General features: G+C 51.0%; 11 protein-coding genes. All 11 read left to right on the top strand.

Going from position 1 to position 13207, the window contains the following annotated elements; all coding sequences use genetic code 11:
• The first annotated feature begins 48 nt into the window (after nt 1-48).
• The 11 genes from ACPXXB_RS01225 (at nt 49) to ACPXXB_RS01175 (ending at nt 13178) form a co-directional block, all read left to right on the top strand.
• Complete coding sequence (locus tag ACPXXB_RS01225; protein ID WP_423908483.1) at nt 49-921, top strand: branched-chain amino acid ABC transporter permease; 873 nt, start codon at nt 49-51, stop codon at nt 919-921.
• Between the two features lie 4 nt (nt 922-925).
• Nucleotides 926-1897, top strand: coding sequence for a branched-chain amino acid ABC transporter permease (locus ACPXXB_RS01220; protein ID WP_423908481.1), 972 nt, complete (start codon nt 926-928; stop codon nt 1895-1897).
• A gap of 18 nt (nt 1898-1915) precedes the next feature.
• Complete coding sequence (locus ACPXXB_RS01215) at nt 1916-2695, top strand: ABC transporter ATP-binding protein (RefSeq protein ID WP_423908479.1); 780 nt, start codon at nt 1916-1918, stop codon at nt 2693-2695.
• Between the two features lie 2 nt (nt 2696-2697).
• Entirely contained in the window at nt 2698-3309 is a 612-nt protein-coding gene (locus ACPXXB_RS01210; protein WP_423908477.1) for an ABC transporter ATP-binding protein, read from the top strand.
• On the top strand, nt 3306-4007 hold the full coding sequence (locus ACPXXB_RS01205) for an aspartate/glutamate racemase family protein (RefSeq protein ID WP_423908475.1): 702 nt from the start codon (nt 3306-3308) through the stop codon (nt 4005-4007). The genes ACPXXB_RS01210 and ACPXXB_RS01205 overlap by 4 nt, the downstream gene beginning before the upstream one ends.
• Nucleotides 4008-4265: 258 nt before the next feature.
• Nucleotides 4266-5846, top strand: coding sequence for a hypothetical protein (locus tag ACPXXB_RS01200; protein WP_423908473.1), 1581 nt, complete (start codon nt 4266-4268; stop codon nt 5844-5846).
• A complete protein-coding gene (locus ACPXXB_RS01195) occupies nt 5839-6564 on the top strand; it encodes an OmpA family protein (protein WP_423908472.1) in 726 nt (241 codons plus the stop codon). Before ACPXXB_RS01200 ends, ACPXXB_RS01195 begins: the two co-directional genes overlap by 8 nt.
• Nucleotides 6564-7424, top strand: coding sequence for an HNH endonuclease (locus tag ACPXXB_RS01190; protein WP_423908471.1), 861 nt, complete (start codon nt 6564-6566; stop codon nt 7422-7424). The genes ACPXXB_RS01195 and ACPXXB_RS01190 overlap by 1 nt, the downstream gene beginning before the upstream one ends.
• Nucleotides 7425-7574: 150 nt before the next feature.
• On the top strand, nt 7575-10796 hold the full coding sequence (ileS, locus tag ACPXXB_RS01185) for an isoleucine--tRNA ligase (protein ID WP_423908469.1): 3222 nt from the start codon (nt 7575-7577) through the stop codon (nt 10794-10796).
• Between the two features lie 44 nt (nt 10797-10840).
• Nucleotides 10841-11854 (top strand): SDR family NAD(P)-dependent oxidoreductase, encoded by a 1014-nt coding sequence (locus ACPXXB_RS01180; RefSeq protein WP_423908466.1) that lies wholly within the window; start codon nt 10841-10843, stop codon nt 11852-11854.
• Nucleotides 11855-11861: 7 nt separating this feature from the next.
• The gene (locus ACPXXB_RS01175; protein WP_423908464.1) at nt 11862-13178 is read left to right on the top strand and encodes a nucleotide sugar dehydrogenase; all 1317 of its coding nucleotides are present in this window, start codon (nt 11862-11864) and stop codon (nt 13176-13178) included.
• Nucleotides 13179-13207: the final 29 nt, after the last annotated feature.

The raw sequence follows: 13207 nt of genomic DNA, 5'->3' as shown, positions 1-13207 counted from the left end.
AGCCCGCATGGCGGGCTTTTTCTTTGTTTAACTCGCGGTTTTCCGGTTATGGAGCAAATTCTCGTCACCGGGCTGTATCTGGGCGCGCAATACGCGCTGATCGCGCTCGGATTAACACTTATTTTCGCGCTGATGAACGTGCTCAACTTCGCGCACGGACAAATGTATGTGCTGGGTGGCTATATGACGTATCTTGTTTACGCAAAGCTGGGGATGCCCTTTGCGCTCGGGCTGGCGACGTCGGCGCTGACTTTGTTGGCGGTGGGCGCGGTGGTGGAGAAGTTTTTGTTCCGCCCGGTACTGAAAAAAAGCGTGCGCGAAGAAAGTTCGATGTTGCTGGCGGCCGGGCTGGCTTTTTTCTTTGACAGCGTCATTTTGCTGCTGTTCGGGCAAAAACAGCACGGCGTACCGAAAACTATGGAAGGCGTGCAAAACTGGGGCGATTTTACTGTGGTCACCCCCAATGATAAAATCGTGATCGGCGTGTGTACCGCACTACTGATTGTCACCTTCATCCTCTTCATGCAATACACCAAGCCCGGGCGCGCGATGCGGGCGCTGGCGCAAGACCGCACCGCGGCGCAACTGATGGGCGTGTCGACCGATCGATACGGAATGTTGGGCTTTGCACTGGGCGCGATGCTGGCCGGCATTGCCGGCGGACTGTTGGTCGCCATTACCGGGGTCAGTTCCGGCATCGGCGGTTCGGTCTCCATCAAGGCGTTTTTGATGGTGATGATCGGCGGTGCCGGCGTGGTGCCCGGCGCCATCGCTGGCGGCTTTATCTTGGGCATAATGGAGTCTTTCGGGCTGTCTTATCTGCGCGCTTACGGCGACATTACTTATTTGGTGATTTTCGCTAGCCTGATGGTGTTTCTCAGCATACGTCCACATGGACTGATGGGTAAGCCATGGGGCTGACGGCATGACGAATAACATAAAAACCGCTATCGGCACCGGTGTTTTTCTTTTCGCGGTACTGGCGGCTGTGCCGTGGCTGTTGATTCAAACCGAGCGCGGCGATTTAATCAGCGTGCTGACATCGGTGGCACTGTTGAGCGTCATCAGTGCCGGCGTGTGGCTGACTTTTTTCATCGGGCGAATCAATATCGGGCAGGGCGCCTACGCGCTGATGGGCGGCTATGTGTCGGCGATTTTGGTGGTCAAATACGGCGTGCTGTTTTGGTGGACGTTGCCGCTTGCCGGGCTTTTTTGCGCTGGTGCGAGCGTACTGATCGGCCTGCCCATTTTGCGCTTGCGCGGCGTGTATTTTGCGATGGTGACGCTGACGCTGACCGAGGTGGCGCGTCTTTTAGCGCAGGCGCTATCGATCACCAACGGCCCGCGGGGCATCACCAACATTCCGCCGCCTGGCGGCGTGGAACTTTTTGGGCTGACGCTGATTCCCGATTTTGCGGAATTGGGAAACCTGCGCCTCGGTTTTTATTATCTGGCCGTGGTGCTGATGATTTTGTGCTTCGCCGCCATGTGGCGGCTGGTCAATTCGCGGCTGGGGGTTTTATGCCGTTCGCTACAGCAAAACGAGGAGCTGGCATCTTCCATCGGCGTTAATGTCGCCTATTTGCGTATCTTGGCATACGCGATTTCCTCTTTTCTCGGGGGAGTCGGCGGGGCGATTTTTGCCGCGATTGTGCAGTCTATTTATCCCGCCACTTTTCAGATTCAGGAGTCGGTGAATTTCATGCTTTACTGTTTTCTGGGCGGACTCAATTATGTGTTTGGGCCGATGCTGGGGACGCTGGTGCTGTATATGGGCTGGGATTTTCTGTTTAAGACGGGCGCCTATCAACTGTTGATTTTTTCGTCGGCGCTGATTGCGCTGATACTGTTTTTGCCGAACGGCTTGTTGAGTTTGCGTCTGCCGCGGAGAAAATAGCCACAAGGAAAACAGAGCATGCCCGAATTGCTGGAAATCAGGGGATTAACGCGCCGCTTTGGCGGATTGCTGGCGGTAAATAACGTCAGTTTTCACACACTGGAGGGCGAGATATTGTCCGTTATCGGCCCGAATGGCGCCGGCAAATCCACGTTATTTAAGCTCATCTCCTCTTTTTTGCGCCCGACGCGAGGCGAAGTGCTGTTGCGCGGCAGGCGGATTTCCGGCTTGAAGCCACATACTGTCGCGCGGATGGGAGTGGTGCGTACTTTTCAAGAGACGACGATATTCCGCAACATGACGGCGCGCGACAATGTGATTATCGCGCATCATCTGCGCTCCCAGGCGAGTTTGCTGGGTTTTTATCTGCACTCGCGGCGAGCATCCAAGGACGAGGCCGCGTTCGGCGAATCCGCCGACGGGATTTTGGATTTTTTGGGCTTGGACAGCATTAAAAACGAAATCGCCAGCACGCTGCCACACGGGCATCTGCGCGCCTTGGGCATCGCCATCGGCTTGGCCACGAATCCATCGGTGCTGCTATTGGACGAGCCTTTTGCCGGGATGAACCACGACGAGACCGGACGGGCTTTGAACATGGTGCGCGAGGTGCGCAACCGCGGCGTGACCGTGTTGCTGGTGGAACACGACATGCGGGCGGTGATGAGCATTTCCGACCGCATTGTCGTGTTGAACTTCGGCGAGAAAATCGCCGAAGGCGCACCGGCCGAAATTCAGGAAAATCCGAAAGTGATAGAGGCGTATCTCGGCGCGGAAGACGACGAGACCGGGATCTAAGCATGTCTGAATTGCTGTCCCTAAAAAACGTGTCGCTGTTTTACGACCACGTCCATGCCCTGCGCGATGTGTCTTTGCATCTGGACGAGGGCGAGACAATCGCCCTCATCGGCGCGAACGGCGCCGGCATTTCCATGGCCCCGGAGGGGCGGCACGTGTTTCCGTATATGAGTGTGAAAGATAATCTGTTGATGGGCGCGTTTACACGCAAGGACAAGGCGGGAATCGCCGAAGATCTGCACAAAGTGCTGGAAAAATTTCCGCGGCTGAGGGAGCGGTTTCACCAGTCGGCATCGACGCTGAGCGGCGGCGAGCAACAAATGATGGTTATCGGACGAGCACTGATGTCGCGTCCGAAAGTGCTGCTGCTGGACGAGCCGTCTTTAGGGATCGCGCCCAAACTTGTGCAAAGTATCGCCCGTTCCATTGTCGCCATCAATCGGGATGATCATGTATCGGTGATTTTGGTGGAACAAAACTCGCGCATGGCGATGAGAATTTCCCACCGGACTTACGCGCTGACAACCGGCGAGATTGTTATCAGCGGCAATTCGGCGGATCTGCAGAACGATGATCGCATTCGCAAATTATATCTCGGAGGAGACACGGCATGAAAATAGCCCTTATTAACCCGAATTCCACCGCGTCAATGACTGACAAAGTGCGGCAGGCGGCGCGCAAAGCCGCCGCGCCCGGCACGGAAATTTTAGCGGCGAACCCGGCAGACGCACCGCCCAGCATTGAGGGGCACTACGACGAAGCGGCATCTCTAGCCGGCTTGCTGCGCGAGATAAAAAAGGCTCAAAGGTGGGGCGCGGACGCTTATGTCGTCGCTTGTTTTGACGACCCGGGGCTGGGCGCCTGCCGGGAGATTGTGACCGGCCCGGTGCTGGGCATTTGCGAGGCGGCGATGCACATCGCGGCGACTTTGGCGACGTCGTTTTCCGTAGTGACCACGCTGGGGCGTTCCACACCGATTATTGAACAGGCCGCGCGACGCTACGGCATGGCGCATCTGTGCAAGAACGTGCGCGCGGCGGAAATACCGGTGCTGGCTCTGGAGCAGGAAGACAGCGGCGCAGCGGCGAAAAAAATTGAACAAGAGACGCGGCGCGCCATCGCCGAGGACCGTTGCGAAGCGGTGATTTTAGGATGCGCCGGCATGGCCGATTTGGCGACGGAACTGACACAAAAATGCGGCGTTCCGGTGATAGACGGCGTTGTCTGTGCGCTGAAAATGTGCGAGGCGATTGTCGGCGCCGGGCTTTCCACCAGCAAAATCGGCGCCTACGCGCCGCCGCGCAAGAAATAAAAATTTACCCGGCGAAAAAACCGCCCGCCGCCAGATGCGCCCATACCGCAGGCATGCTGAGCGGGATGGCCATGCGTTAATCGTATCGGGTGTGGTGCGGGCAACCGCGAAATTGCATTGATATTGGGGAAATTGAGTTGGATATCCCGCCCTATAGTCTCGTATGTCTCTGAGCCCGGACAATCCCATCATGAGGTCGATAGGGTTGAGTCAGGACAGTTAATGTATACTATTTATAACTTATAATGGGCGGTGTAGATGTTTGATTCGATTGGAAGGATGCTTGTTGCATTGTGGGCGAATGACTTCAGCCAATTATTCTCAATAGTCATAGCTGTTTACTTTGTATTTGCCTTACTCCTGGTTAACTCCACCAACACAAAGATAAGGGCGCTGGTATCAAATGCACCCGGCACCCTGACTTCTCTAGGCATCCTAGGCACATTTGTCGGCATCTTTCTTGGCCTCCTGGATTTCGACATCCGGACTATCAACCGATCTGTTCCCATGCTCTTAGAGGGACTTAAGGTTGCATTTGGAACTTCTATTCTCGGTCTATTCGCGGCGGTTTCCTTCCGTTTGGTCAGCCCTGTAATTACCCGGGAGAGCGTAGGCAGAGAGGATGCGTCCGCGAAAGACATTGTTGATCAGCTGATTCAACTTGATGCTTCAATCAATAAGGCGGCAGAAGCAAATAGCGCGGGTTTTGAGAATCTACGAAACGCTCTAACTGATGACAAAGACAGTAGCATTGTCGGCCAACTACAAAGATTACGCACTAACGTCGGCGACCTTGAGAGCACTACCCGCCACGGATTTGAGGATCAGGTCAAAGAGTTTAAAGTCTTTGCCGAGCATATGTCAGAAGCTTTTTCCAAGGCCATTATAGAAGAACTTCAAGCCGTAATTCGAGAGTTCAATGAAACACTTTCTGAGCAGTTTGGAGAGAACTTCAAGCAACTCAATGTAGCTGTTGGCCGTCTTGTCGATTGGCAAGATGAATATAGACAACAAATGTCAGAACTTAAAATCGCCCTAGACAACGCAGTTGAAGGCATCCAGGAGAGCAAAAAAGCACTCGGGGACATCGAAGTGTCTGCGTCAAAGTTACCAGATCACTTGACCAAAATGGAACAAGCTAACAGCGCCCTAAATTCTCAAATCGAGAAAATAGAGGAGTCTTTGGGTGGTTTCGCAGAGATGAGAGATAAAGCGATCCATGCGTTTCCTGAAATAGAGAAAAATATTGAAGACATCACAGTTAATCTAAGCTCTACAGTTGAGCATCAAACAGGTGTCGTGAAAGAGATTGCTGCAAATTGTGAAAGCCTGGTCTCTCTACAAAAAGAATCTAACGAGAAATTGTTACAAGGTTTCGAGGAATTACGTTCCACGACATCCGAGACAACTCTCAGTCTTCAAAGCGACGTTGATCAAATAAGCAAGGATCTCGTTTCAGAGCTATCAACTGCTGGCCAATATCTTCATGCGGAAGTCATCAAAATTTCTCAAGAACTATCCGCATCTGTGACAAATGCTTCTGCCGGAATAACAGAACATCTAGAAACGACAATTGCTGATCAGAGAACCGTTCAACGCGAAATGCTTGGTGGTCTTCAAACATCTTTCAACGAGACAATTTCGAATGCCACTAGCCAAATGAACGAAACCATAGTCCAACTTGACGAGGCGATGCAAGATGAAATTGAGAGTGTGATTCGCGCAATGGCTGAGAGTTTGTCCGGGATTACCGAGAAATTCGTTGCTGACTATACGCCGCTTTTGGATGCGACCCGTCGGATTGTAGAAATTGGGAAAAAGTCCAACCGCAATGAATAATATCTTCTCGTCACCACAAGGGGACGATAAGGACAGCTGGATTTCAGTCTCAGATTTAATGGCTGGCTTGATGATGATCTTCCTTCTTATCGCGGTTATTTACGCTAAAGATGCAAATCAGCGGGCGAAAAACGTCACCGAGATTGTGACCGAGTGGCAGGATTCCGAGCTCGCTATCTACTTCGCCTTGAAAAACGAATTTGAAGATGACTTGCCAAAATGGAATGCCGAAATTGAGAAAGAGACACTGACCATTCGGTTTCTCTCTCCCGAGGTTCTTTTCCATGCAGGAAGATCCGATCTGGAACAACGATTTCAGGAAATACTTCTTGATTTTATGCCTCGTTACATCAAGTTGCTTCACGACAATTTCATCGATGAAATTAAAGAGGTCAGAATTGAAGGGCATACATCATCAGAGTGGTCAAGCAGCGTGAGTGCAACCGAAGCATTCATTCGAAATATGGGACTGTCGCAAGAGCGGACGCGAACGGTTCTGAGATTTTCAATGGATATTCTGGATCTGAAGCCTCTCAATCCGTGGATGAGGAAAACTGTTAGCGCGAATGGTCTCTCCTCTGCTCAATTGATAATTAAGGATAATATCGAGAACAAAAAGCGGTCTCGTCGCGTTGAATTTACGATCCGAACCAAGACGAAAGAGGCGATGTTTCAGATTTTGGACAGGGTAGCACCTGCAATCGAGAAGAGGATCTGATGAAACTGGACATCAATTTTCAGCGCCTTGAACGGGCTATGGAGTCCATCAACGCTTCGAAAGCTAAAGTCGATAACATTAGAATCACGGGTCGCAGTCCAATTGAAATTACAATTTTGGAGCAGGGTTCCCTGATTTTGTCTGGAGAGGAACTAGATGAGGTTTTGCGTTTCCCTGCTGGTATTGCCGCCATTGGAAATACACAAATTACTCTTCACATTTTCCAGCCTTTTGTGTCCCTTGACGACTTACAGCAAATTCCTACCTCTGCGCCCCGATACCACGTTGCTGATTGTCTGACGCTTAATGAAATGCGGCAGAGAGGCCGTTTCGATCGATATGTCTCCACTGCTGAGGCAGATGGTGATTTCCGGGTTGAGCCTTGGGATCGTGAAACACAGACGAGGGGGGACGAAATGATATCCAAACTCGCCCCATGTCAGAACTGTCTAAAGTTTCTGAACTATGACGGTTTTGAAGAAAAGACACTTTCAGAGCGAAAGTTGATTCAGAACGATTTCGACATCCAATTGTTCTTCAAGAATTATGAGCCCGTTTTCCAATGCCGTCCGCTCTACAACCCAGACAATTTTCCAGAGGGCAATTACACATCAGATTGGGCACGCATATCTGAGGACTTGCGTATTAGAGCAAACTGGAAATGCAAAGACTGCCTCGTTGATTTGTCAGACCACCACAACCTGCTCCATGTCCACCATATAGATGGCAACCGTGGCAACAATGAGTCGAACAACTTAGAACCGCTTTGTTGCGTATGCCATAAGAAGAAGCCCTTTCACGAGCGCATGCACATCAAACCGCAACATCGACGTTTGATCGAGCAACTCGTTTCGCAATGACCGTTTTGGCTAAATCCCCCGCCCAGCCGGTTCTCATTTCCTGCCTGCTTTAAGGCACCAAGGGACATTCCCATATCGAGTGCAAAAAGGTGCCAGAGGGATTAAATATCAGGCAGTATTGAAGTTTGGATAAAGAAAAGTATTTGATTCATGTCTGACGAAAAAAACATTGTTGAAGCGCCGGTTTTTGATGAAGTGCAAGGCCGCTACAACGGGCCGGAACTGGAACAGCGCATACTCAGGTTTTGGGAAGAGCATTCGATTTTTGAAAAATCCCTTGAGCAAAGCGCGGACAAACCACGGTTTAGTTTCAACGAAGGCCCGCCCACCGCAAATGGCAAGCCGGGAATCCATCATGTGCTGGCGCGCGCGTTCAAGGACATTTATCCCCGCTACAAAACCATGCGCGGCTACTATGCGCCGCGCAAGGGCGGCTGGGATACCCACGGGTTGCCGGTGGAGCATGAAATAGAAAAGCAACTCGGCATTTTTGACAAGAAAGAAATCGAACGCCGGGTCGGCGTTGCTGAATTTAACCGGCGTTGTCGGGAATCGGTAATGACTTACATCGGCGAATGGGAGCAGATGACGCGGCGCATGGGATATTGGGTGAACCTCGACCAAGCCTACTATACGCTGGACAACCAATACATCGAGTCAACCTGGAATTTGTTAAAGCGAATTTGGGACCAGGGTTTGATATACAAAGGCTATAAAGTGGTGCCATATGATCCGCGAATTGGCGCCACGCTGTCATCCCACGAAGTGGCGCAGGGCTACAAGGAAGTTGAAGATCCTTCAATTACGGTGCGCTTTCTCCTGGAAGACGGCATGGAAAATGAGGGGCCTGCTGCGCTTTTAGTCTGGACCACGACACCCTGGACACTGCCATCCAATCTGCTGGTTGCCGTTGGTTCTGACATCGACTACGCCTATGTTCGCTGCAATAATGAAACGCTCGTTCTGGCACAGTCCCGAGCGCAGGCATATTTTGCTGAAGCGTCATATGAAATCGTAAAAACCGTGAAAGGCTCGGCGCTGGTCGGCAGGCGCTATCACCGTCTTTTTGATTACTTGACGGTGGAATCTGATGACTGCTTCCGTGTGGTTGCCGCGGATTTCGTTAGCACCGAAGAGGGCACCGGCATCGTTCACACTGCGCCTGCCTACGGCGTCGATGACCTGGAATTGGCTGAACGCGAAGGCTTGCCCGTGCTTCACGGCGTCGGCCTGGACGGTTGCTTTGTGGCAGAAGTTACGCCGGTTGCCGGATTATTTTTCAAGAACGCCGACCCGATTATCAACAAGCTGCTAACCGAACGCGGCTTGATGTTTCGCGAAGAAAAAACCTGGCACAGCTACCCTTTCGGTTGGCGCACCGGCGATCCGCTGATCTACTACGCCAAGGAAGCCTGGTATATCAAAACCACCGCTATTAAAGAGCGAATGGTTGCCCTTAACAAAACCATAAACTGGGTTCCCGAAACTATTCGCGATGGGCGTTTTGGAAACTGGCTGGAAAACAATATCGATTGGGCGCTGTCCCGGGAGCGTTTTTGGGGTACGCCACTGCCGCTGTGGAGCGACGGAGAAGGCGATTTTGTTTGCGTTGGCTCAGTACAGGAATTAGAGACGCTAACCGGCCAATCGCTAACCGATGTGGATTTACACCGCCCTCAAATCGATCAGATAAAATTTACAAAAAAGGGGCGCGAGTACTGCCGGGTACCGGAAGTGATTGATTGCTGGTTTGATTCCGGCGCCATGACCTACGCGCAGTGGCATTACCCGTTTGAGAATCAGGAAATATTCGAGAAGCATTTCCCGGCCGATTATATTTGTGAGGCAATTGACCAAACCCGCGGATGGTTTTATACGCTGCACGCCATTGCTGCCTTGGTTGATGACAGCGTGGCATACAAAAACTGTGTTTGCCTTAGCCATATTGTTGACGAACACGGCAGGAAGATGTCAAAGTCGCAGGGAAATATCGTTAATCCATATGATGTTTTTGACAGCGTCGGCGTGGATGCATTGCGTTGGTTGTTTCTGGCGCGCACCGCGCCGGACGCGCAAAAAAGAATATCGATAGATATTGTCAGAGAAGTCGCCGCCACCTTCGTTAACACGCTTTGGAATACCTATTCGTTTTTCGTGCTTTATGCGCGGCTGGATTCGGTTGACCTGAAAAGAGAGGTTGCCTGCGATTCCCGACCGGAAATCGATCAATGGATTTTAGCCCTGGCACATCAAACCGTAAAAACCGTAACAGAAACGTTGGACAACTACGATGCTTTTGCTGCCGGGCAGGCTATCGAGAAACTGATAGACCAGCTTAGCAACTGGTATGTGCGAAGAAATCGCCGGCGATTCTGGAAGAGCGATGACGGCGATGACAAACAATCGGCTTACCTGACCCTGTACGAGTGCTTGAATATAGCGCAACGTATCGTCGCGCCCTTTATGCCTTTCCTGAGCGAGGCGATTTATCAAAATCTGTGCAAGTGCGATGACCAGGCAAAACCAAGTGTGCACCTGACACCATGGCCAGAATTTGATCCGGTCCGTCTTAACGATGCATTGGTGTTCGAGATGGATGTTGTGCAAACCATCGTTGGATTGGGGCGTTCTGCTCGCGAACAAAGCCGAGTCAGAGTGCGTCAACCATTGTCTCGTATCCTGGTATGCGTTACCGATGCGAAGTGCCTGCAGGGTAAATCCATGAAGCGTGCTGCACACAAGCATATTCACCAAATCCGTGAAGAGTTGAATGTCAAGACGGTGGAGTTCATTGAATCCGACGCCGAAGTGGTAAGCTTCACAGTCGCTCCAAACTTCCCCCGATTGGGCCGGCGCCACGGAAAACTCATGCCCGCCATCAAAGCCGCGCTGGCAAGCGCAGACAGTGCCGTAATTGCCAGGCAGGTGCAGCAGAACCGGAATGTTGAACTTGAAATTGATGGACGATGCATAGAATTTGAGCCTGAAGATATCCAGGTGCAAACCACATCGGCTGAAGGCTATGTCTCAAGTAGCGCCGACGGTTGTCTGGTTGCTTTGGATACGTCTCTTGACCATGCCTTGATTATCGAAGGCTTGGCACGCGAACTGGTGCGCACTGTGCAAGACGCGCGTAAATCCGCCGGTCTGGAAATCTCGGATCGCATTGCGCTCGAAATCACCGGCACCGCCCGAGTCCTGGAAGCATTGCAACAGCACCGTAAATATATAATGACCGAAACCCTGGCACTGGAATTATCTAGCCCACAAGAAAAACCCGCTGCCGAGGTGGCAAGCAAGCTTGACCACCGGTTTCAGGTGAACCGAACCCTCAGAGACGATAGTTGGCAAATCGTATTAGCGCAGCAGTAATTAATGGCAACCAGAATCCGCTTGCCTGAGTTAAAATCAAGCAAATGAAAATACTGATTACCGGGGGAGCCGGATTTATCGGCGCGGCACTGGGTTGCCGACTGCTTGAGCGCGGAGACACGGTTGTTGCGATCGATAACATGAGTGACTATTACGATGTCAGTCTGAAACAGGCGCGCCTGAATAATTTATCGTTAAACAACAATTTTTCATTTTTGCAACTGGATATTGCTGACCGCGGTGCGATGCATGATTTATTTGCGGCACATCAGTTTGACGCGGTCGCTAACCTGGCCGCCCAGGCCGGGGTGCGGTACTCAATAGAAAACCCGGCGGCATATATCGACTCAAATCTGGTTGGTTTTGCAAACATATTGGAAGGATGTCGGCAGGGCAAGGCCGGGCATCTGGTGTATGCCTCCAGCAGCTCGGTCTATGGTGGCAACAGCAAACTGCCGTTTAAAGAAAACCACTCGGTTGACCATCCTGTATCGCTTTACGGCGCGACCAAAAAAGCCAATGAATTAATGGCGCATAGTTATGCGCATTTATACGATTTACCTTGTACTGGACTGCGGTTTTTTACCGTTTATGGTCCTTGGGGACGACCAGATATGGCGTTTTTCAAGTTCACTCGATTGATGCTGAACGGAGAAAAAATACCGATATTCAATAACGGAAAACTGACCAGAGACTTTACCTATATCGACGATGTTGTCGAAGGCGTCGTGCGAGTGATCGACCTGCCAGCCAGTGCAGACCCCGACTTCGACCGCTCCAACCCAACCCCAGAAAGCAGCGTTGCGCGGCACCGGATTTTTAACATCGGCAACGGCAGTCAGGTTAATTTAATGGACTATATTCACGCCCTTGAACAGGCATTAGGGATAAAAGCGCAATACCAAATGATGCCCATGCAGGCCGGGGATGTGGAGGCGACCAGCGCCGATATGCAGCGAATGAGCGAGCATTTTAATTTCAAGCCAACCACGGATATCGTGGAAGGTTTAGGTGAATTTACCGCTTGGTATAAAGATTATTATAAGATCAAAGATTGAATACGACTTGAACAACACCAAGGCAAAGCTGATCAAGAAACTCAATGATACCCAGGCGACCATAGGGGTCATTGGACTCGGCTATGTTGGTCTCCCGCTGTCTTTGCGATTTAATGCGGCCGGGTACGATGTCATCGGATTTGACACCGATCCATCAAAAACGCACCAATTAAACTCAGGCATAAGTTATATCAGCCATATAGATTCCTGCCGTGTGCAGCAGGCAATAAATAACGGTTTCACCGCCACTGCAAATTTTGCGCGAATCAAGGATGTTGACGGCATCATTCTTTGTGTGCCGACGCCGCTGACTTCAAATCGGCAGCCCGACCTGTCTTTTGTTATCCAAACAACCGAGGCGATCTGTCCGCACTTGCACGAAGGGCAAGTTATCTCCCTTGAAAGCACAACTTATCCGGGAACGACTGAGGAGGAACTTTATCCGCGGATTAGCGCCGGCGGTTTAACTGTGGGCGAACAAATATTTCTGGTTTACTCGCCTGAAAGAGAAGATCCCGGCAACCTTGATTTTGACGCCCGTAAAATCCCGAAAATTTGCGGCGGCTATACCGACCGATGTCTGCAGGTAGGACTAGCCCTGTACGAGAAGGCGATTGATGTGGTTGTCCCGGTCAGCTCGATTAAAGTTGCCGAAATGACAAAGCTGCTTGAAAACATTTATCGGGCGGTGAACATTGGCATGGTCAACGAAATGAAAATTGTGGCTGATCATATGGGCATCAACATTTACGAAGTTATCGAGGCCGCGAAAACCAAACCTTTTGGCTTTACAGCGTTCTATCCGGGCCCCGGGCTCGGTGGTCATTGCATCCCCATCGACCCGTTTTATCTAAGCTGGAAAGCGAAAAAACACGGGGTCGATACCCGCTTCATTGAGCTGGCCGGGGAAGTTAATACGGCGATGCCAAATTGGGTGGTTGAAAAACTCTCGCAGGGCCTTGAACGTTTCGATAAAACCTTGGCTGGCGCTAAAGTTCTAATCCTGGGCATAGCTTACAAGAAGAACATTGATGATATGCGCGAGTCGCCTGCGGTTGCGATCATGGCGTTGCTGGAAAATGCCGGTTCGGAAATCGCCTATTGCGACCCCTATGTGCCGGTTTTTCCACGCTTGCGGAATCATTATTTTGATTTAGCGACCGTACCAATAAAGCAACAGAATCTTGAGCAATTTGATGCGGTATTGATAATCACGGATCATGATTGTTTTGATTACCAGATGATCCAAAACCACGCCAGGCTAATTGTCGATACCCGTGGCCGATACGCGAAGTTCCAGATCGACACTATCATTCATGCCTAATCGGAATCGAATAAGAATACTGTTAAGAA

This window comes from Candidatus Spongiihabitans sp., assembly GCF_965237845.1.
GTDB lineage: Bacteria > Pseudomonadota > Gammaproteobacteria > Arenicellales > Poriferihabitantaceae > Spongiihabitans.
This window is presented reverse-complemented; position numbering and strand designations above follow the sequence as displayed.